The organism is Empedobacter sp. UBA5528 (assembly GCF_002426075.1).
In the GTDB taxonomy this organism is placed as follows: Bacteria; Bacteroidota; Bacteroidia; order Flavobacteriales; family Weeksellaceae; genus Empedobacter; species Empedobacter falsenii_B.
In genome coordinates this window covers 23196-44912 of sequence record NZ_DINY01000033.1, presented here as the reverse complement: position 1 = coordinate 44912, position 21717 = coordinate 23196, and the positions used below count along the sequence as shown (strand labels likewise).

The window sequence follows — 21717 nt, the reverse complement described above, 5'->3', positions numbered from 1 at the left end:
TATTTATTTTAAACCAAAAAAAGAGAATCATATTGATTCTCTTTTTTATTATGATCGATTATTTAATTCAATTAATGGTTCAATAAAGTCTCTTGTATTTGATAAACGAGGAACTTTATTTTGTCCACCTAATTTACCTCTTGAAGCCATCCATTCGATGAATAATTTTGTGCGTGCTTTGTGTACAATCGGTCGATTAAGTGTCATATTATTGTAACGTTTTGCTTCGTAATCGGAATTAACTTCTTGCAAACCTTTATCTAAACAATCAATAAATTGCTCAAAATTTTCAGGCTCTTTATCAAACTCTATCATCCATTCGTGAGCGCCTTTTTCTTTTCCTTGCATAAAAATTGGACCAGCACTATATTCAGAAACAATTGAATTTGTTTGCATACAAGCACGTTTCAAAGCTTCTTCTGCATTTTCTATCATCAATTCTTCGCCAAATGCATTGATATAATGTTTTGTTCGTCCAGAAACAACAATTCTGTGTGGATTAGTTGAGGTAAATCGAACCGTATCACCAATAATATAACGCCATAAACCACCATTTGTTGTAATTACCATGGCGTAATTTTTACCAACTTCAACTTCTTTAATCGTTAAAAATCGTTGAGCTTCTGAACCAAATTCTTCCATTGGAATAAATTCGTAAAAAATTCCGTTGTCTAATAATAACAACAACTCTTTACTATTTAATTGATCCTGAATTCCAAAAAAACCTTCGGAAGCATTATATAATTCGAAATAATTTAATTTTTTCTGAGTAATTAAATTATAATTTTCTGCATAAGGTTTGAAGCTGATTCCACCATGAAAAAACACTTCGAGATTTGGCCACAATTCGTCCAAATAATTCTTTCCAGTTTCGGCTAATAATTTATTCAAAACGACTAACATCCACGAAGGAACACCAGTTAAAGAACTAACATCTTCATTTTTTGTTGCATTAATAATAGCATTCATCTTTACATTCCAATCAGACATTAGAGAAATCTCACGATTTGGAATGTTTTTCATTTCTGCATAAAAAGGTAAATTATCAATCAGAATAGCTGATAAATCACCAAAACGCGTATCATATTTTTGATAAAGTTCACTACTTCCACCAATTCTTAAGTTTTTGTGCATAAAAATATCCGTTTCGGGATAAGCGTTTAAATACAATGCAAACATTGTTTTTCCTGCTGCGTAATGGCAATCTTCTAAGGATTCATTACTAATCGGAATAAATTTACTTTTGGCATTTGTTGTTCCAGAAGATTTCGCAAACCATTTTATTTTTCCATGCCAAGTAACATCTTTTTCACCTTTTCTTGCTAATTCAATATAAGGTTGAAAATCCTCGTAATGCACTGCAGGGACTTGCTCTTGAAATTTATGTGTCGTTTTGATTTCGTCAAAATGAAATTCTTTTCCGTAAATAGTCGATTTGGCTTTTTTGATATTCTCAAATAACACACGTTGTTGCGTACCAACTGGATTTTTGATACTTTCCTCGATGATATTCATTCGGCTACGCATCATAATTTCCATAATCTTATTGACTATTCCCATCCGCTAAAAGTTTTGTAGATTTACACAAAATTAATTAAACTTTTTTAGCAAGATGCAGTTTGAAGGACAAATTCGTAAAATGACAACTGAAAATGGAACGCCAATCAATTATTATTGGAATTTCAAGAATGATTTTATTGTTATGAATCAATTGTTAGGAAAAAAAATCAAGATTAACTTTGATCATTACGAATGTTTAAACTGTCACGAGGACAAAGAGATTTATCAGATGGGATATTGTAAAAATTGTTTTTTTACAGTTCCAGAAGCTAATCCAAGTATTATCAATCCAGAACTTTCTACAGCACATTTGGGAATTGCGCAACGTGATTTAGAGTTTGAAACGAAATTCGAATTGCAACCGCATATTGTGTATTTGGCAAATTCTTCGGGAATAAAAGTTGGTGTAACACGTTTAACTCAAGTGCCGACTCGTTGGATCGATCAAGGAGCATCAGAAGCTATTATTATTGCACGAACGGATAATCGTTACGAAGCTGGAATGATAGAGGTTTCGTTGAAAAATGTTATTGCAGATAAAACAAATTGGCAAAGAATGTTGAAAAATGATGTGCCAGAAATTAATTTGTTTGAAAAGTATCACGAAATCAGAAATGAAGTGAATCCAGATTTTCAACAATTTTTGGTTGATGAGCCAGAAGTTTGGAAGTTAGACTATCCAGTTTTATCTTATCCAGAAAAAGTAAAATCATTAAACTTGAAAAAAACGCCAGAAATAGAAGGTGTTTTGAAAGGAATAAAAGGTCAATACTTGATTTTTGAAGACAATACCGTTTTCAATGTTCGAGGTCACGAAGGTTTTTATGTGAATTTTAAAGTGTAAAATTTATTTTACAATAAAATATATTCAAAAGTCGATTTTGTAACAGAATCGACTTTTTTTGTTTCTATCTATTTGATTTCAATAAAAATACTTGTTTTTTATCTTATTTATTTTTACATTAGTTATAATCAATTAACACAAAAAATAGGAATTATGAAAGCAAGTGCATTACTTATGGTTGGTGGTATTTTGGCTTTAACAGCATGTAATAAAAAATCAGATTTGCCAGATTATAAGGTGAAAGAAGCAGTTTTAGATGTTTACAAATACAGAGCAGATAAGCCAGATTCACTTTTTTCGAAAGTAGAAGGCGTAAATGTGGATGATTTGAATGCGGTGGTTAAACAATATGGGCCAGTTGATGTCTACAACTTTGAGAAAATGACGCCTCTTGAAGATGGTGACAAAACAGTTTACGAAGCAGTTTATAAAGTATCTTTTAAAGGAGCAGAAGGTACAGAAACTTTTAAAGTACGAAAAATTGATAAACTAGACGGAATTGTTGTTGGCTATGCAAGTGATGTAAAACCTGTTGCTGAACCAAATGATTCATTGGCTGTAAAAAAGGATTCGGTGAAATAAATATAAAAAAAGAATAAATACGTAATGATTTATTGAAAAAGTTTGTATATTCGTTATCAATAATGAAACAAAACGGATTAGATACAATCATTTCAATTACGACGACTTCTAGTGTTCACACTTAGAGGAGTTTTGTTATGTATTTAATTCTAAAAAAATAATGCAAAAGCATCTTCTCAAAAGGAAGATGCTTTTTTTATGATCAAAATTTAAATTATGAAAGTTTTAAAATTCGGAGGAACATCAGTCGGATCGGTAGAAGGTATTCGCGCGGTCGTAGAAATTGTTAAACAGGAAAAGCAACAAAATAACTCGATTATTTTGGTTGTGTCTGCTATTTCTGGTTTGACCAATTTATTAACCAAAATGTCTGAAGAAGCTTCATCAGGAAATTTTGATGAAAATGATTTAAAACTTTTTCAAGACAAACATTTCGAAATTGTAAAAGCTTTAATCGATGTGCCGAATCAAAATCCGATTTTAACAAAATTAAAATTGTTGATGAATGAGTTGGAAGCATTATTAGAAGGGGTGGAAATTCTGAAAGAATTAAGCCCTCAAACAAAAGATTTGATTTTGAGTTTCGGCGAAAGATGTAGTGCTTTATTAATAGCAAAAGTAATGCAAGAGCATGTTGGAAATTCATTGGCGATTAATGCATCAGATTATATTTTGACTGATCATAATTTTGGTCAAGCGAATGTTATCGAGGAAAAATCGTTTCAGAATATTCAACAATTAGCAAAAGATTATTCGGATAAATTATTAGTTGTAACAGGGTTTATTGCTGCTAATGAAGAAGGACGAGTGACAACTTTGGGAAGAGGAGGTTCTGATTACACTGCGGCTTTGATTGGTGCGGCTTTACATGCAGAACAAATTGAAATTTGGACAGATGTAAATGGAATGATGACGGCGGATCCTCGTTTTGTGAACAAAGCTTTTTCGTTAGAAAATTTATCGTATACAGAAGCGATGGAATTGTCGTATTTCGGTGCGAAAGTGATTTATCCGCCAACAATGGCTCCAGCTTTTAAACTTCGAATTCCGATTTTAATTAAAAACACATTTCAACCGGATTTTGAGGGAACAAAAATTCAGTTCGATTCGCAACCAACAGATTATCCAATTAAAGGAATTTCGTCGATCAAAGATATTGCATTAGTCAATATAAAAGGAAGCGGCTTGGTTGGCAAATTGGGCTTTAGTGGAAAACTTTTTTCACTTTTAGCGCAACATCATATCAACATTGTGTTGATTACGCAATCTTCGTCAGAGCATAGTATCACGCTTGCCATTCATCATAATGAAGTCGAAAAAGCAAAGCAATTAATTGAAGAAGAGTTTTGTTTGGAAATTGCAGTAAAATGGTTGGAACCAATTGAAATTGAAGAAAATCTCGGAATTATTGCAATTGTTGGAGAAAACATGAAGAAAATGGTTGGTGTTTCGGGCAAGTTATTTTATGCATTAGGACGAAATGGAATCAATGTCAGAGCGATTGCGCAAGGTTCTTCGGAGTATAATATTTCGGTTGTGATTAACGAAAATGATTTGTCAAAAGCTTTAAATGCGGTACATGATGCGTTTTTTAATCATTTGAAAAAAACAATTCATGTTTTCAATGTTGGAGTAGGAAATATTGGGTCGACATTTTTAAATCAATTAGAAAAACAGAAAGATTTTTTAGCAAAAAATAATGATATCGAAATAAAATTGGTTGGATTATCAAATTCAAAAAAAATGATGTTTGATGAAAACGGAATTAATTTATCGAATTGGAAAAATGAATTAGAAAATTCTTCTTCACCAGCTGATTTGAATGAATTTATCCAAAAAATGAAACAGTATAATTTACCAAATTGTGTTTTTGTTGATAATACTGCGAGTTCTGATTTGCCAAATTATTACAAACAAATTTTCGAAAGCAGTATTTCGGTTGTAACATGTAATAAAATTGCGAATTCGTCTTCTTATCAAGAATATAAGAACTTGAAAGAAACGGCTCGAAAATATGGGATTGATTTCCTTTACGAAACAAATGTTGGAGCAGGTTTGCCAATTATTAGTGTGTTGAAAGATTTGCGAATGAGTGGAGATCAAATCTTAAAAATTGAAGCGATTTTATCAGGGACAATTTCGTATATCTTTAATCATTTTAAAGGTGAAAATACATTTGCCGAAGTTGTAAAAAAAGCGCAAGAATTAGGTTATACAGAGCCAGATCCTCGAGACGATTTGAGTGGAATAGATTTTATGCGAAAAATGTTGATTCTTGCTCGTGACAATGGTTACGAAATTGAAGCGGGAGATGTAAAAATCGATTCTATTTTGCCTAAATCTTGTTTAGAAGCTGCAACTGTAGAAGATTTTTATCAAGAATTAGTCAACGAAAATGATTATTTCGAAAAGATAAAACATCAAGCAGATGAGGAGCAGAAAGTGATTCGTTACATCGGGATTTTAGAAGATGGAAAAATATCAATTTCGTTAGAATTGGTGGATAATCAACATCCGTTTTATGCCTTGTCTGGAAGCGATAATATTATTTCTTTTACAACAGCGCGTTACAAGGAACGTCCTTTGGTTGTGAAAGGACCTGGAGCTGGTGCAGAAGTTACAGCAGCTGGCGTTTTTGCAGATTTAGTTAATATAAGTTCAATACGATAAAAGATGAATCAAATAATCGAAAATAAATATAAGCTTGATCAAGCGAAGTTTTTAGATAAAGTACATGTTTTTGCTCCTGCAACAGTTGCCAATATGATCTGTGGATATGATATTTTGGGCTTTGCGGTGGATTATCCAGGTGATGAGGTAATCATGAAAAAGACAGAAAAGTTAGGAATCGAAATTCTGACAATTACAGGTGACGAGGGTAAATTGCCTTTGGATGCGATGAAAAATACAGTTTCTCATTCGGCATGGAAATTATTTTGTGATTTAGGTCTACAAGATTCTTTTGGATTATCGATAGAATTACACAAAAAAATGCCAATTGGAAGTGGTTTAGGTTCAAGCGCGGCGAGTACAGTTGCTGGACTTTTTGCATTGAATGAATTATTAGGAAAACCACTTTCTAAAAAAGATCTTTTACCTTATTGTATGGAAGGCGAGCGTTTGGCTTGTGGCGCTGCTCATGCGGATAATGTTGCGCCATCGTTGTTTGGTGGAATTACGTTGATTCCTTCTTATGAGCCGATTTTGGTGCGTTCTTTACCTGTTCCTGAAAATTTATATGTCACACTGATTTACTCAAAAGTAGAAGTGCCAACAAAGGATGCGCGCAAATTAATTAAAGATAAAGTGCAATTGAGTAAAGCAATAAAGCAATGGGGAAATATTGCAAGTTTGGTTGCAGCGCTTTATGAGAATGATTACGAAGAGATTGGTCGTTCGATGCAAGATGATATTGTCGAGCCCAATCGTTCTTTATTGATTCCATATTTTAATGAAATGAAAAGTATTTCGCTCGAAAATAATGCATTAACATTCGGGATTTCTGGTTCTGGACCAACAGTTATGGCGTTATCTAAAAGTAAATTGGATGCAGAAAATATCGAACAAAAATTAAATAATTTTTTGACGATAAAAGAAATTGAACATTTATCATTTGTCTCTAAAATTAATCAACAAGGACCTTACATAAAACACTAAAAATGAAATTATATAGTACAAATAATCATAATAACAGAGTCGATTTTAAACAAGCGGTTTTCCAATCTTTGCCAGAAGATAAAGGATTGTATATGCCTTTGTCGTTGGAAAAATTAGATGAAAATTGGTTGAATTCTATTGAAAATTATTCATTTCAAGAGATTGCGAAAAAGGTGACAAATCACTTATTAAAAGATGATTTTTCTGAAGAAACGATTAATAATTTAATTGATGATGTAATTAATTTTCCTGCGCCTTTGGTGTTTTTAGAAGATGATTTAGCTATTTTGGAATTATTTCACGGACCTTCTTTTGCTTTTAAAGATTTTGGAGCAAGATTTATGAGTCGCGTGATGGCACATTATTCAAAAAAAGATAATCAATTGTTAGATGTTTTGGTCGCAACTTCTGGCGATACAGGAGGCGCTGTAGCACTTGGCTTTCTGGGAGTAGAAGGAACGAGAGTAACGATTTTGTATCCAAAAGGAAAAGTGTCGCTGATACAAGAATTGCAATTAACGGCGAATGGAAAAAATATTCGTGCCATAGAAATCGACGGAACTTTTGATGATTGTCAAGCATTGGTCAAGCGAGCTTTTTTAGACAAAGATTTAATGAAAAATCTAAACTTAACCTCAGCAAATTCAATTAATATTGCTCGCTTAATTCCGCAATCTTTCTATTATTTCGAGGCATTTGCCCAAGCAAAAAGAAAAGGTTTTGAGAAAGTTTCTTTTGTTGTTCCGAGTGGAAATTTTGGGAATATTACGGCAGGTATTTTAGCTTCAAAATTAGGATTGGAAGTGGAACAATTTGTTGCGGCTACGAATGCGAATGATACAGTTCCTTCATTTTTAAAAACCGAAAATTATCAACCAAAACCTTCTGTACAAACGTTATCGAATGCAATGGATGTTGGAAATCCGAGTAATTGGGTTCGCGTGATGGAATTTTTTGAGCAAGATGTGGAGCAATTAAAATCAAAAATGGTTTCAAAAGCTTATTCTGATGTAGAAACAATAAATGCAATCGTAGAAATTAATCAAGAATACAATTATATTGCTTGTCCTCATACGTCAATTGCCTGGTTGGCGGCGAAGGAATACCAAGCGAAAAAGCAAGATGAAAAAGAGTTAGTGGTGTTTTTATCGACAGCGCATCCGTGTAAATTTCCTGAAGTTTTTCCGAAAGAAATACAAGATAAAATTGTCTATCCAAAAGAAGTAGAAGAATTGAAATCGAAACAATCGAATAAAGTTGAAATGAGCAATAATTTTGATGAGTTGAAAAATTGGTTGTTGAATAATTAATAAATTAAAAAGCAAAGTTTCTAACTAAATAGAAGCTTTGCTTTTTTTGAATAGTATATTAATGATGGAAAAATTATCCAATCATTAACGAAAAAAGTGTGTTGTCTGTGTTAAGATATTGATATTCGAAATGATGATTTTCTAACCTAAAAATTAAACCATCTAAATCCTCTTTTTTGTCTAGTTCAATGCCAACTACTGCTGGACCTGTTTCTTTGTTATTTTTTTGTGTGTATTGAAAATAGGTAATGTCATCATTTTCACGCAAAACTTCGTTCACTAATTCTTTTAAAGCACCGGCACGTTGAGGAAAATTGATAATGAAATAATGTTTCAAACCTTCATATTGCAAACTTCTTTCTTTTATTTCTTCCATTCGCGTAATGTCGTTGTTGCTTCCGCTAAGCACACAAACCACATTTTTTCCTTTGATTTCTTCCTTGAAAAAATCTAAAGCCGAAACACTCAAAGCGCCTGCTGGTTCTACAACAATTGCGTCTTCATTGTACAAACGCAAAATGCTCGAACAAACCTTTCCTTCTGGAACAGCACAAGTTGTTTCTAAACCTTCTGCACAGATTTTGTATGTTTTTTCACCTGCTTTTTTTACAGCTGCGCCATCTACAAAAGGGTCAATCTTCGCTAATGCAACAGATTGTTTTTGTTTGATAGCTTCTGCCATACTTGCTGCGCCACTCGGTTCTACACCAATAATTTTGGTGTTTGGACTAAGTGTTTTCATTACAGAAATAACGCCAGATGCTAAACCTCCACCACCAATTGGCACGAAAATATAATCGATTGGTTGATTGCATTGATTCAAAATTTCTAATGCAACCGTTCCTTGTCCTGCAATTACTTTTTCATCATCAAAAGGATGAATAAATGTAATATTTCCTTCTTGCGATAATTGATGCGCAAAAGCCGATGCATCATCAAATGTATCACCATGTAAAATGATTTCGATTTGATCTTTACCAAACCATTTTACTTGTTTTATTTTTTGTTGAGGTGTCGTTGTAGGCATCACAATTTTACCTTTGATGTTTAATTGTTGACACGAATACGCCACACCTTGTGCGTGATTTCCTGCACTTGCGCAGATCACACCATTATTTTTTTCTTGTTCTGATAACTGAACGATTTTATTATAAGCACCACGTAATTTGTACGAACGGACGACTTGTAAATCTTCTCGTTTTAGATAGACATTCGCATCAAATTGACGACTTAAATTTTCATTGAAATCGAAAGGAGTGTTTTTGGCAACTCCTTTCAAATTCATTTGTGCTAAGTTTACTTCGTCAAGCGAAACGCCTAAGGTCTCAGTTTTTTCATTTCTAAGTCCATTTGCCATAATTCACTGTTTGTTAGTTCTGTTAACTTTTTTTTGTAATCTTGATGTTTGACTACACCGTTTTTATCGTTTTCATAGCAGTCATTGCTTTACGAAGTTTTTTTCCTACAGTTTCGACAGGATGATTACGTAAAACATCATTTATATGTACCAATGTCGCATTGTCAACAGCATTGTCTTTTCCTTCGTTGTAATTTTTACCGACAACGTCTACGTTTACTTTTGCCATGAAATCTTTTAACAAAGGTTTACAAGCTTGATCGAAAAGATAACAACCGTATTCTGCTGTATCAGAAATCACTCGATTCATTTCGAATAATTTTTTACGCGCAATTGTATTCGCAATCAATGGTGTTTCATGTAAGGATTCGTAATAAGCAGATTCAGGTTTAATACCGGCTTCTACCATTGTTTCGAAAGCTAATTCAACTCCAGCACGAACAAAAGCAACCATTAATGTATAGTTGTCAAAATATTCTTGTTCTGTAATATTTGCATCGCCAGCTGGTGTTTTTTCAAAAGCAGTTTCACCAGTTTCAGCTCTCCATTTTAATAAGTTTTTGTCATCATTCGCCCAATCTTCCATCATTGTTTTACTAAATTCACCCGAAATAATATCGTCTTGATGTTTTTGGAACAATGGACGCATAATTTCTTTTAATTCTTCTGATAATTCAAAAGCTTTTACTTTAGCAGGATTGCTTAATCTATCCATCATACCACTAACTCCACCATGTTTTAAGGCTTCTGTAATTACTTCAACTCCATATTGAACTAATTTTGAAGCGTAACCAGCATCAATTCCGTTTTCAACCATTTTATCGAAAGAAAGAATAGAACCTGTTTGTAAAAGACCACATAAAATGGTTTGTTCTCCCATTAAATCTGATTTTACTTCTGCAACAAATGACGATTTTAAAACGCCTGCTCTGTGACCACCAGTTCCTGCACAATATGCTTTTGCTTGATCAAAACCTTTTCCTTCTGGATCATTTTCTGGGTGAACGGCAATTAATGTTGGAACTCCGAATCCTCTTAAATATTCTGCACGAACTTCCGAACCTGGACATTTTGGAGCAACCATTATCACCGTGATATCTTTACGAATTTGCATACCTTCTTCTACGATATTGAATCCATGAGAATATAAAAGTGTAGCACCTTGTTTAATAAGTGGTTGAACAGTATTGATAACTTGCGTATGTTGTTTATCTGGTGTTAAATTCGCTACTACATCAGCATTTGGGATTAATTCCTCGAAAGTTCCTACTGTAAAATTATGACTTGTTGCATTTTTCCAAGAATCTCTTTGTTGTTCAATCGCTTCTTTGCGTAACGCGTATGAAACATCTAAACCGCTGTCTCGTAGATTTAATCCTTGGTTTAAACCTTGCGCACCACAGCCTACAATCACAATTTTTTTGTCTTTTAATGCGTCTGTACCTTTTGCGAATTCTGAGTTATTTAGAAATTCTGCTTGTCCTAGTTGATATAATTGACCTCTTAATGATAGTGAATTAAAGTAATTAGTCATTTTTGATTTTTTAATAAAATTATTTGTTGAATTATTCGTCTTTACATTGTGAAAACTGAGGTTCCTTCGTTTAGGAATTCATTTTCGATTACTTCTTTTGATGGCTCGTCTTTTTCGAATTGTAATAATTTTTCATGGAAACCAGCACTTGCTTTTATAATGGCTATTCTAGCTCCACGAACAAATTCTATTAAGCCATATTTAGTCAGCTCTTGTGTTAGATTATCAATTTCCTCACGATGACCAGCTGTTTCAAAAACTGTATAATCATTGCGAATCACAACTGTATTCGCGCCATATTGACGTAATAAACGTTCAACGTATGCCTTTTCAGCAATAATGTTAGTGGGTACTTTGTATAAAGCTTGTTCTTGCCAGATTAATTCATCATTATTATTGAAATAAGCTTTAAGAACATCGATTTGTTTTTCAATTTGCATGCAAAGTTTTCGAACGACTTCTTCAGATTCTTCAATTACAATTGTAAATCGGTGTACATTTTCTATTTCTGATGGAGAAGTGCTTAAACTTTCAATATTAATTTTTCGTCGAGTAAAAATTCCTGCAACTCTTCCCAAAATTCCTATGGAATTTTCTGTATATAGCGTAATTGTATATTCTTGTTTTGAGTCCATAATAATTTATTTTAATCTAATTTCAGAAACACTTGTACCTTGTTCTACCATAGGAAATACATTGTTTTCTTTTCCTACCATAACTTCTAAAAGATAAGAGCCATCATGCTCTAACATCTCTTTTAAAGCATTTTTCAAGTCGTTTCTTGCTTCTATTTTTTGACCTTCTATTTGGTAGGCTTTTGCAAGTGCTACAAAATCTGGACTTGTAATATCTACGAAAGAATAGCGTTTGTCGTTGAATAATTCTTGCCATTGACGCACCATTCCAAGGAAGCTATTGTTTAGGATTAATATTTTTACTTTAGCTCCAAATTGCATAATCGTTCCCATTTCTTGTAACGTCATTTGGAAACCACCATCTCCACAAACCATGACAATGTCTTTTTCTGGTGCTCCATACCATGCTCCAATTGCTGCAGGTAAACCAAATCCCATTGTTCCTAATCCTCCTGATGTAACCAAAAGCTTAGAATCTTTGAATTTCGCGTAACGACAAGCCGACATCTGATGTTGTCCTACGTCTGTCACAATAACGGCTTCTCCTTTAGTTAATTCATTTAAGGTATTGATAACCTCAGCCATAGATATCACATCAGTTGTTGGATGGAATTCTTTATTAATAACTTCTGTACGTTCTTCTTTTTCGAGATCTCTAAATTCTTTTAACCATTGAGAATGATCATTAGGATGAATCAAATTTGTTAATAACAGAAGTGTTTTTTTACAATCTCCCCAAACAGGGACAGCAACTTTTACATTTTTACCAATCTCTGCTGGGTCAATATCAAGATGAATCACTTTGGCTTGTTTTGCATATTTGTCTAAGCGTCCAGTTACGCGATCATCAAACCTCATTCCTATGGCAATTAATACATCGCAATCATTTGTTTTAACATTAGGTGCATAATTACCATGCATACCTAATAAACCTACATATTGTGGATGATCAGTATCTAAAGAACTTAATCCCATCAAAGTTGTTGCTACAGGAATTCCAGATTTTTCTAAGAAATCGTTTAATTCTTGTTCAGCTTTTCCAAGTAATATTCCTTGACCAATAATCGCAAATGGTTTTTTTGCTTGATTAATAAGTTTAGCAGCAGCTTTTATATATTCAGTTCTTATCTCTGGTTCTGGTCTATAACTGCGAACATGCGTGCATTTCTCATACTTTTTCTTTTCGATAAGTTGTATTTGAGCATTTTTTGTAATGTCAATTAAGACAGGTCCTGGTCTTCCAGAGCGAGCAATATGAAATGCTTTTGCTAGAACATCATTTATTTCTTCTGCATCAGTAATTTGATAATTCCATTTCGTGATAGGATTAGTAATATTGATAACGTCAGTTTCTTGAAAAGCATCCGTTCCTAAAAGAGAAGCGAAAACTTGCCCTGTGATACATACAATAGGATTGCTATCAATCATGGCATCTGCAATTCCAGTGACTAAATTCGTTGCGCCTGGACCACTCGTGGCAAAAGCTACACCTACTTTTCCTGAAGTTCTTGCATAACCTTGCGCAGCGTGAATGCCTCCTTGTTCATGACGAACTAAAATGTGTTCTAATTTATCTTTGTAATCATACAAAGCATCATATATAGGCATAATTGCGCCACCAGGATAGCCAAAGACTGTTGTAACTCCTTCGGACAATAAAGCGTTAATAATCGCTTGTGAACCTGAAATTTGAGTTGGTTTATTGGTCAGTAAGACATCCTTCTGAAGCGTTTCCGACTTGCTTTGCGTATTTGTATAAGACTCCATTTTTTACTTTTAATGCGGGTTGTTTCCAGTTATTTTTTCGATTTTCTAATGTTTTTTCATCAATCAAAAGGTTTAATTCATTTTTGTTGATGTCAATTTCGATGAGATCATTATTCTCGACTAATGCGATTGGACCTCCTTCAAAAGCTTCTGGTGTTATGTGACCGACGACAAATCCGTGCGTTCCGCCACTAAATCGTCCGTCTGTAATCAAAGCGACTTTATCTCCTAATCCAGCTCCAATAATGGCAGATGTTGGTTTCAACATTTCTGGCATTCCAGGACCACCTTTCGGACCTTCGTTTCGGATGACGATAACGCTTCCAGCTTTGATTTGTAAATCTTCGATTGCTTTTAAAACTTCAACTTCGCTATTAAAAACTTGTGCTTTTCCTTTAAAATATAAACCTTCTTTTCCAGATATTTTAGATACCGATCCGCCAGGAGCAAGGTTTCCGTAAAGCATTTGTAAGTGTCCAGTTTCTTTTATGGGATTAGATAATGGACGAATAATATTTTGTTTAGAGAAATCTAAATCAGGAACCGATGCTAAATTTTCGGCTAATGTTTTTCCAGTAACCGTTAAACAACTTCCATCGATTAAATCTTCTTGTAACATATACTTTAAAACAGCAGGAACTCCACCAACTTTACTCAAATGTTCCATCAAGTATTTTCCACTAGGTTTTAAGTCTGCTATTACTGATGTTTTATCGTTAATTGCTTGTATATCGTCTAATGATAATTTGATATTCATAGTCGCTGCAATTGCTAATAAGTGCAAAACAGCATTTGTGCTTCCGCCTAAAACAACAATTGTTTTGATTGCATTTTCTAAAGAATTCTTCGTGATGATATCACTTGGTTTAATATCTTTTTCTAATAAAATTCTTAGATAATGTGCCGCAGTTGTACATTCGTTTTTCTTTTCTTGACTAAGAGCAGGGTAAGACGAAGAATAAGGTAAACTCATTCCCATTGCTTCAATCGCCGCTGCCATTGTGTTTGCTGTATACATTCCGCCACAAGCACCTGGACCAGGACAAGCATTCTGAATGATTCCACAAAAATCTTTGTCATCAAGATTTCCGTTTAATTTTTTTCCTAATGCTTCGAAAGCAGAAACAATGTTTAATTCCTCTTCTTTGTAATGTCCCGGAGCAATTGTTCCACCATAAATCATGATCGAAGGACGGTTTAAACGTCCCATTGCCATAATCGATCCTGGCATGTTTTTATCACAACCAGGAATAGTAATTACGCCATCGTAAAAGTGTCCTGCACAAACAGTTTCGATAGAATCTGCAATGATTTCTCTACTTACTAAAGAGTAGCGCATTCCTGAAGTTCCGTTGGTAATTCCATCGCTAATTCCGATAGTGTTGAACTTCAATCCGATTAGGTTTTCGGCTTTCATTCCATCTTGTACCAACTGTGCAAATTGATTTAGGTGCATATTGCAAGTATTTCCATCGTACCCCATGCTTGCAATTCCGATTAATGGTTTTTTAAGGTCTTCGTTTGTTAAGCCAATCCCATGTAACATCGCTTGTGACGCGGGTAAAGTGTCATCTTGCGTAACGGTTCGACTATGTTTGTTTAGTGCTTTGTTGTTGTTTTTCATCACTATTTATTTGACATTGTTTGTATTAAAAACATAAAAAAAAGCCACCCTGAATAAAGGTGGCTCATAAAAAATCGTTCAAAAAATTTGTCATAAAACCACCTTTCCTAATCGTAAGACCAAGACTAAAATAATAATGATAATAATGACGAAATTGTTTTGCATAATATTGTTTAATTAATTTTTCTCCATAAAAAAAGCCACCTCGTTAAGAAGTGGCTTTAATTGTTATTTTGTACGTACACAACTAATTACCACTCCCTGGGATAAGAATGACTAAAATAATCAAGTTGATAATGTTGTGAACTAATTTCATTTTCTTTTTTTGATAAGCCAAAGCTAGGATTAATTTTTTTAACTTAGCTCAACTTTTTTTATAAATTTTCCGAAAAATTTTCATTAATTGAAAATTCGCATTTTAACATTGCTTTTTTTAAAGATTGTTTAAAAATAAGTTTATAAAATTTTATATTTGCAAAACTTTGGAACAGAAAACTATTCACAACGTTTTTAGCTTATACGATTCTTCAGATTTCGTACAGAAGCTTATTGTCAATTTTAAAAATAATCCACAGCATAAAGTCAATATCAAAGGTTTTTTAGGTTCAGGATTGAGCATTATAACTGGTCATTTATATGATCGTGTTGCGCGTCCTACGATTCTAATTTTTGATGATAAAGAAGAAGCGGCTTATGTGTTAAATGATTTGGAAACTTTGTTTGATAAAGAACAAATTCTATTTTTTCCGTCTTCTTATAAGCGTCCTTACGAAATTGAGGAAGTAAATAATGCAAATGTTGTTATTAGAACAGAGGTTTTAAATGTATTATCGCATTCGAAACGCCCAAAAATTGTGGTGACATATGCGGAAGCCTTGTCTGAAAAAGTAGTGACAAAAAAAGCGCTTTCTACGAATACACTTAAAGTGAAGGTTGGAAATGATTTAGGAATTGATTTCTTAACGGAGGTTTTATCTTCTTATAATTTTCATCGTGTTGATTTTGTTTCTGAACCGGGAGAATTCTCGATTCGTGGTGGAATTATAGATGTTTTTTCGTTTTCGAATGAGCATCCTTATCGAATTTCGTTGTTTGGTGATGAGGTGGAAACCATCAGAACGTTTGATATCGAGAATCAATTGTCCATTGCAACGACAAAAGAAATTACGATTATTCCAAATCTTGAGAGTAAATCGATTAACGAAAAACGAGAAAGTTTCTTAGAATATATTTCGAAAGATAGTTTAGTTATCGCGAAAAATATTTCTGTTTTAGCGAAACAAATCACCAAGAATTTTGAACAAGCGGAAGTTGCTTTTTCAGAATTGAAAGGAGAAATTAAACAAGCAGAACCGAATCATTTATTTTTGAATGAGAATGCATTTCTTCAACAAATTTCATCTTATGGAGTTATTGAATGTTCCATGAAATCTTATTTTGAAACAGTTGAAGAAATAGAATCACCATTCAAACCTCAACCAAGTTTTAATAAGCAATTCGAGTTATTAATTGATGATTTGAATGAGCATAAAGCCGAAGGTTTCAAAAATGCACTGATTTGTTCCAATGAAAATCAAATCAAACGTTTCGAAGAAATTTTTGATGATATCGGAAAAGAAGTTTCATATATTCCCGTTTTGGGATCTATTTATCAAGGTTTTATTGACGAAGAAATCAAATTAACGTGTTATACAGATCACCAGATTTTTGGTCGATATCATAAATTCAATCTTCGAAATTCATTTTCCAAAAAAGAAGCGATTACGCTAAAGGAAATCAATTCGTTGCAAGTTGGAGATTTTGTGACGCATATAGATTATGGGATCGGAAAATTTGCAGGTTTGGTACGATTGAATAATAATGGCGTAACGCAAGAATCAATCAAATTGATTTATCAAAATAATGATATTCTGTATGTTAATATTCATTCGTTGCATAAAATTGCAAAGTTTAGAGGAAAAGATGGCGCTGAGCCAAAAATTTCAAAACTTGGATCTCCAGCTTGGAAAAATTTAAAGAATAAAACCAAAGCTAAAGTAAAAGAAATTGCTTTCGATTTGATTAAATTATATGCGAAACGCCGTGCCAGAAAAGGTTTTGCGTATTCGCCTGATACGTATTTGCAAAATGAGTTGGAAGCATCTTTTATTTATGAAGATACGCCCGATCAGTACAAAGCGACGCAAGATGTAAAAACGGATATGGAATCTGAACGCCCAATGGATCGTTTGGTTTGTGGAGATGTTGGTTTCGGGAAAACAGAGGTTGCGATTCGTGCGGCGATGAAAGCAGCTGTTGATGGAAAACAAGTTGCTGTTTTAGTGCCAACAACGATTTTAGCTTTTCAACATTTCAAGACATTTTCAGAGCGTTTACGAGATTTGCCTGTGAAAGTTGCTTATCTCAATCGATTTGTAACAGGAGCAAAGAAAAAAGCTGTTTTAGATGGTTTAAAATCTGGTCAAGTTGATATTGTGATAGGAACGCATCAATTGGTTAATCCAAAAATTGAATACAAAGATTTGGGATTATTAATTGTGGATGAGGAACACAAATTTGGTGTTGGTGTAAAAGATAAATTGAAAACACTTCGCGAAAATATTGATACATTAACCTTGACTGCGACGCCAATTCCGCGTACACTTCAATTCTCGTTGATGGCTGCGCGTGATTTATCGGTTATCAAAACTCCTCCACCAAATAGACAACCTGTCGATACGCAATTGGTTGGTTTTAATGAAGAGATTTTCCGTGATGCGATTATGTATGAAATGCAACGTGGTGGACAAGTTTATATCATTCACAATCGTGTGCAATCGTTAAAAGATATTGCTGGAATGGTACAACGATTAGTTCCTGATGCGAGTGTGGCGATTGGTCATGGACAAATGGATGGGAAAGAATTAGAAGCCGTTTTACTCGATTTTATTGATGGTCGATATGATGTTTTTGTGTCAACAACTATTATCGAATCTGGTTTAGATGTTCCGAATGCGAATACGATTTTAATTAATGATGCGCAGAATTTCGGTTTGGCAGATTTGCATCAAATGCGTGGACGTGTTGGTCGTAGTAACCGCAAAGCGTTTTGTTATTTGGTTGCGCCACCACTTTCGGTTTTAACGGACGAAGCGCGTAAACGTTTGCAAGCAATTGAGCAGTTTTCTGATTTAGGATCAGGATTCAATATTGCGATGAAAGATTTAGAAATTCGTGGAGCTGGAAATCTTTTAGGTGCTGAACAAACAGGATTTATGATGGATATTGGATTCGAAACGTATCAAAAAATCTTGAATGAAGCGATAGAAGAATTGAAAGAAACGGATTTCAAAGATTTGTTCGAAGATCAAAAATCGGAAGAAGTAAAATCGTATGTGTCGGATGTGCAAATTGATTCGGATTTACAAATTATGTTCCCAGACGAATACATTGAAAGTTCGGAAGAGCGTTTATTGCTGTACAAAGAATTAGCTGATGTCGAAACTGAAACATATTTACAAACGTTTAAAAATAATTTGATTGACCGCTTTGGAAAATTACCAATTGAAGCCGAAAATTTATTGGAATCAATTCAACTGAAATGGATCAGTAAAAAATTAGGTTTCGAACGTTTGGTGATGAAAAATGGTGTTTTATTGGCTTATTTTATTAATAAACCACAAAGCGAATTTTATCAGTCAGATGAATTTAGATTAATTTTAAATTACGTTCAAAATAACCCTAAAAACATCAGTTTTAAGGAAAAATCACCCAAAAAAGGAGAAGAGTACCCAACATTGTTAGTACGATTTGAACATATTAAAACTGTGAATGAAGCACTACAAGGTCTACAAAATTTATTAATTCATTAACTTTTTTAAGTTTTAATTAGTAATCTAATAAAATACATAGGGAGAATTGACCAAGTTGTTAGTTCTCCTTTTTTTATTCAATTATCAAACTTCCGATATAAATAAATAATATATAATTTATCATATAAAGAACTACAACTTACTGAAAACTAATTCACATAAATAATATGATATTTTATTATTATTTTTATCGATAAAATATTAGTTGGAAAAATAGTAAAGTAGTTATGGAAACAGCATCAAGTTATATTCCTATTCTCATTCTTTTTGTGATTGCTTTTGCGTTTGTAGCGGGTACTATCGTTGCGACGCATTTTCTTGGGCCATCGAGAAAGACAGACGAAAAATTAGAGAATTTCGAGTCTGGGATTGAGAAAGTTGGAAATGCAAGACAGCCATTTGCAATTAAATACTTCTTAGTAGCCATTTTATTCGTGTTATTCGACGTAGAGGTAATCTTCTTTTACCCATATGCAGCGAATTTTAAAGAGTTAGGTTGGGAAGGTTTTGCAGCAGTTGTAACATTCGTTGGATTATTCTTTGTGATGTACTTGTATGTACGCAAAAAAGGAGCTCTTAATTGGGAAAAATAGAGCGATTAAAATTCTAAAATAATAGTATAATGATTCATAATAAAAGACCAGTAACACACAATACCAATGTGAAGATTGTAGAGTCTCCAGGAGGTTTTGAAGGTGAAGGTTTTATGGCGATGCAACTATCAAAAGTAGTTGGATTAGCGCGTAAAAACTCTATTTGGCCTTTACCATTTGCGACAAGTTGTTGCGGAATCGAGTTTATGGCGACTATGGGTTCGACATACGATTTGGCACGTTTTGGATCTGAGCGTTTGGCTTTTACGCCTCGTCAGTGCGATTTGTTGATGGTAATGGGTACAATTTCTAAAAAAATGGCACCAGTTCTGAAGCAAGTTTACATCCAAATGGCAGAACCTCGTTGGGTGATTGCTGTTGGCGCTTGTGCAAGTTCGGGAGGAATTTTTGATACATATTCGGTCTTACAAGGAATTGATGAAGTAATTCCAGTAGACGTATATGTGCCAGGTTGTCCGCCTCGTCCAGAAGCAATTATCGATGGTGTAATGCGTATTCAGGAGTTGGTAGAGAGCGAAAGTGTTCGTCGCAGAAGTAGCGAAGAATATCAACAACTTTTAGCAAGTTATGGAATTAAATAAGTTGAAATAATGGACAATTCATTTATAAAAGACCGTTTGGTTCAGAAGTTTCAAGAAAATATATACGGATACGAAGAGCATTTCGGTGTATTGACTTTATACGCTAACAAAGATTTCAATCTAAAGATTTTACAATATTTATATGATGATGAGCAATTATCTTTCAAATTTTTGAAGGATTTAACTGCTATTCATTATCCTAATAATGTTGGAGAAGAATTGGTTGTAACCTATTTAGTTTATAATCTATATGAAGGAGTTGAGGTTCGATTAAAATTTGCTTTACCAATCGAAAAACCTTCGATTTTTACCGCAACTAAATTATTCGAAACAGCTAACTGGTTAGAGCGCGAGGCGTATGATTTCTATGGAGTTGATTTTGTAGGACATCCAAATTTAATTCGTGTCATGAATGTTCCAGAAATGGATTATCATCCGTTACGCAAAGAGTTCCCATTAGAGGATCAAACACGTAAAGACAAAGACGACGATATGTTTGGTCGTGGTGGAGATTTTAATTACGGAGGTTTTAATGTAAAAGCAAATTAACCATGGGAAAAGAGAAAACTAAAAAATTAAAGCATCTTGATCTTCCAGATGGTTCGTTAGAAAAAAGCACAATTACCTTAAACTTAGGACCTACGCATCCTGCAACACATGGGGTATTTCAAAATATTTTAGAGATTGATGGTGAAATCATCAAATCTGCGGTTCCTACAGTTGGGTATATTCACCGTGCTTTTGAGAAAATTGCTGAACGCAAACCTTTGTACCAAATTACACCTTTAACAGACCGATTGAACTATTGTTCGGCGCCGTTAAATAACTTAGGTTGGCACATGACAGTTGAGAAATTCGTTGGAATTGAAGTTCCAAAACGTGTTTCTTATTTGCGTGTTATCATTATGGAATTGGCTCGTATGGCAGATCATATTGTATGTAACTCGATTATGGGTGTTGATACAGGAGCATTTACAGGATTCCTTTATATGATGAAATACCGCGAGTTGATTTATGAGATTTACGAAGAAATTTGTGGTTCTCGTTTAACAACAAATATTGGTCGTATCGGTGGTTTCGAACGTGATTTTTCTGAAGTTGCTTGGACAAAAATCCATCGTTTCGTGAGAGAGTTTCCAGATGTCTTAACAGAGTTTGAAAACTTATTTTTACGTAACCGTATTTTTATGGATCGTACGCAAGGAGTAGGAGGAATTTCGGCTGAACGTGCATTAAATTATGGTTTCACAGGACCAAATTTACGTGCGGCTGGTGTAGATTATGATGTTCGTGTAGCGAAACCATATTCTCGTTACGAAGAATTCGAATTCGATATTCCAGTTGGTACAACGGGAGATTGTTACGATAGATTCTTAGTTCGTGGTCAAGAAATGTGGCAAAGTTTAAGTATCATTAAACAAGCAATTGCAAAAATTGATGCATTAGAAGGAGAAGAAGCAACGCAATATCATGCTGATGCTCCAGACTTTTATTTACCACTAAAGAAAGATGTTTACACAAAAATGGAAGCGTTAATCTATCACTTCAAAATTATTATGGGAGAGGTAGATATGCCAAAAGGAGAAATTTATAATTCAATCGAAGCTGCAAATGGTGAGTTGGGTTATTATTTCGTTTCTGATGGTGGACGTTCGCCATACCGTTTACATTTCCGTAGACCTTGTTTCATTTATTATCAAGCTTATCCAGAATTGATTGAAGGATCAATGATTTCAGATGCCATTATCACAATGAGTAGTTTGAATTTGATTGCTGGAGAATTAGATGCTTAATAAAAATT

At 33.8% G+C, this 21717-nt stretch carries 16 protein-coding genes; 10 read left to right on the top strand and 6 right to left on the bottom strand.

Annotated features, from left to right (window positions below; translation table 11 throughout):
- Positions 1 to 48 precede the first annotated feature (48 nt).
- Entirely contained in the window at positions 49 to 1560 is a 1512-nt protein-coding gene (locus B4L98_RS07665; RefSeq protein WP_286494981.1) for a GH3 auxin-responsive promoter family protein, read from the bottom strand.
- A gap of 52 nt (positions 1561 to 1612) precedes the next feature.
- Between B4L98_RS07665 and B4L98_RS07660 the strand changes: the two genes are divergently transcribed.
- From B4L98_RS07660 to thrC, 5 genes are all read left to right on the top strand, one after another.
- Positions 1613 to 2404 carry a DUF2797 domain-containing protein gene (locus B4L98_RS07660; protein WP_221854722.1) on the top strand — a complete coding sequence of 264 codons (792 nt, stop codon included), beginning with the start codon at positions 1613 to 1615 and terminating at the stop codon, positions 2402 to 2404.
- Between the two features lie 153 nt (positions 2405 to 2557).
- Entirely contained in the window at positions 2558 to 2986 is a 429-nt protein-coding gene (locus tag B4L98_RS07655; protein ID WP_147280028.1) for a hypothetical protein, read from the top strand.
- Between the two features lie 216 nt (positions 2987 to 3202).
- Positions 3203 to 5656, top strand: coding sequence for a bifunctional aspartate kinase/homoserine dehydrogenase I (gene thrA, locus B4L98_RS07650; RefSeq protein WP_291077931.1), 2454 nt, complete (start codon positions 3203 to 3205; stop codon positions 5654 to 5656).
- 3 nt (positions 5657 to 5659) lie between these two features.
- Entirely contained in the window at positions 5660 to 6643 is a 984-nt protein-coding gene (locus B4L98_RS07645) for a homoserine kinase (protein ID WP_291077930.1), read from the top strand.
- A gap of 2 nt (positions 6644 to 6645) precedes the next feature.
- Positions 6646 to 7953: a threonine synthase gene (thrC, locus tag B4L98_RS07640; protein ID WP_125348892.1), complete on the top strand. Its 1308-nt coding sequence runs from the start codon at positions 6646 to 6648 to the stop codon at positions 7951 to 7953.
- 73 nt (positions 7954 to 8026) lie between these two features.
- Here thrC and ilvA read toward each other — a convergent pair whose 3' ends face one another.
- From ilvA to ilvD, 5 genes are read right to left on the bottom strand one after another with little or no spacing between them, the layout of a single operon-like run.
- Entirely contained in the window at positions 8027 to 9310 is a 1284-nt protein-coding gene (gene ilvA / locus B4L98_RS07635; protein WP_291077929.1) for a threonine ammonia-lyase IlvA, read from the bottom strand.
- Between the two features lie 52 nt (positions 9311 to 9362).
- The gene (gene ilvC / locus B4L98_RS07630; RefSeq protein WP_291077928.1) at positions 9363 to 10844 is read right to left on the bottom strand and encodes a ketol-acid reductoisomerase; all 1482 of its coding nucleotides are present in this window, start codon (positions 10842 to 10844) and stop codon (positions 9363 to 9365) included.
- A 41-nt stretch (positions 10845 to 10885) separates the two neighbouring features.
- Positions 10886 to 11479 carry an acetolactate synthase small subunit gene (gene ilvN / locus B4L98_RS07625; RefSeq protein ID WP_180905464.1) on the bottom strand — a complete coding sequence of 198 codons (594 nt, stop codon included), beginning with the start codon at positions 11477 to 11479 and terminating at the stop codon, positions 10886 to 10888.
- A gap of 6 nt (positions 11480 to 11485) precedes the next feature.
- Positions 11486 to 13246 carry a biosynthetic-type acetolactate synthase large subunit gene (gene ilvB, locus B4L98_RS07620; RefSeq protein WP_219034513.1) on the bottom strand — a complete coding sequence of 587 codons (1761 nt, stop codon included), beginning with the start codon at positions 13244 to 13246 and terminating at the stop codon, positions 11486 to 11488.
- Positions 13179 to 14870 (bottom strand): dihydroxy-acid dehydratase, encoded by a 1692-nt coding sequence (ilvD, locus tag B4L98_RS07615; RefSeq protein WP_291077927.1) that lies wholly within the window; start codon positions 14868 to 14870, stop codon positions 13179 to 13181. Before ilvD ends, ilvB begins: the two co-directional genes overlap by 68 nt.
- A gap of 482 nt (positions 14871 to 15352) precedes the next feature.
- Between ilvD and mfd the strand changes: the two genes are divergently transcribed.
- The 5 genes from mfd (at position 15353) to B4L98_RS07590 (ending at position 21709) form a co-directional block, all read left to right on the top strand.
- A complete protein-coding gene (gene mfd / locus B4L98_RS07610; RefSeq protein ID WP_286494974.1) occupies positions 15353 to 18721 on the top strand; it encodes a transcription-repair coupling factor in 3369 nt (1122 codons plus the stop codon).
- A 227-nt stretch (positions 18722 to 18948) separates the two neighbouring features.
- Complete coding sequence (locus tag B4L98_RS07605) at positions 18949 to 19314, top strand: NADH-quinone oxidoreductase subunit A (RefSeq protein ID WP_115002285.1); 366 nt, start codon at positions 18949 to 18951, stop codon at positions 19312 to 19314.
- 29 nt (positions 19315 to 19343) lie between these two features.
- On the top strand, positions 19344 to 19916 hold the full coding sequence (locus B4L98_RS07600; RefSeq protein WP_038333376.1) for an NADH-quinone oxidoreductase subunit B: 573 nt from the start codon (positions 19344 to 19346) through the stop codon (positions 19914 to 19916).
- 9 nt (positions 19917 to 19925) lie between these two features.
- The gene (locus tag B4L98_RS07595; RefSeq protein WP_038333373.1) at positions 19926 to 20465 is read left to right on the top strand and encodes an NADH-quinone oxidoreductase subunit C; all 540 of its coding nucleotides are present in this window, start codon (positions 19926 to 19928) and stop codon (positions 20463 to 20465) included.
- 2 nt (positions 20466 to 20467) lie between these two features.
- A complete protein-coding gene (locus B4L98_RS07590; protein ID WP_038333370.1) occupies positions 20468 to 21709 on the top strand; it encodes an NADH-quinone oxidoreductase subunit D in 1242 nt (413 codons plus the stop codon).
- The last annotated feature ends 8 nt before the right edge of the window (positions 21710 to 21717 follow it).

Bases quoted from the DNA above. Each gene is read 5' to 3' on its own strand.
- ilvN (WP_180905464.1), bottom strand. From the start codon at position 11,479: ATGGACTCAAAACAAGAATATACAATTACGCTATATACAGAAAATTCC.
- B4L98_RS07605 (WP_115002285.1), top strand. From the start codon at position 18,949: ATGGAAACAGCATCAAGTTATATTCCTATTCTCATTCTTTTTGTGATT.
- ilvC (WP_291077928.1), bottom strand. From the start codon at position 10,844: ATGACTAATTACTTTAATTCACTATCATTAAGAGGTCAATTATATCAA.
- ilvD (WP_291077927.1), bottom strand. From the start codon at position 14,870: ATGAAAAACAACAACAAAGCACTAAACAAACATAGTCGAACCGTTACG.
- B4L98_RS07600 (WP_038333376.1), top strand. From the start codon at position 19,344: ATGATTCATAATAAAAGACCAGTAACACACAATACCAATGTGAAGATT.
- ilvA (WP_291077929.1), bottom strand. From the start codon at position 9,310: ATGGCAAATGGACTTAGAAATGAAAAAACTGAGACCTTAGGCGTTTCG.
- B4L98_RS07660 (WP_221854722.1), top strand. From the start codon at position 1,613: ATGCAGTTTGAAGGACAAATTCGTAAAATGACAACTGAAAATGGAACG.
- B4L98_RS07655 (WP_147280028.1), top strand. From the start codon at position 2,558: ATGAAAGCAAGTGCATTACTTATGGTTGGTGGTATTTTGGCTTTAACA.
- B4L98_RS07645 (WP_291077930.1), top strand. From the start codon at position 5,660: ATGAATCAAATAATCGAAAATAAATATAAGCTTGATCAAGCGAAGTTT.
- B4L98_RS07665 (WP_286494981.1), bottom strand. From the start codon at position 1,560: ATGGGAATAGTCAATAAGATTATGGAAATTATGATGCGTAGCCGAATG.
- B4L98_RS07590 (WP_038333370.1), top strand. From the start codon at position 20,468: ATGGGAAAAGAGAAAACTAAAAAATTAAAGCATCTTGATCTTCCAGAT.
- B4L98_RS07595 (WP_038333373.1), top strand. From the start codon at position 19,926: ATGGACAATTCATTTATAAAAGACCGTTTGGTTCAGAAGTTTCAAGAA.
- ilvB (WP_219034513.1), bottom strand. From the start codon at position 13,246: ATGGAGTCTTATACAAATACGCAAAGCAAGTCGGAAACGCTTCAGAAG.
- thrC (WP_125348892.1), top strand. From the start codon at position 6,646: ATGAAATTATATAGTACAAATAATCATAATAACAGAGTCGATTTTAAA.
- thrA (WP_291077931.1), top strand. From the start codon at position 3,203: ATGAAAGTTTTAAAATTCGGAGGAACATCAGTCGGATCGGTAGAAGGT.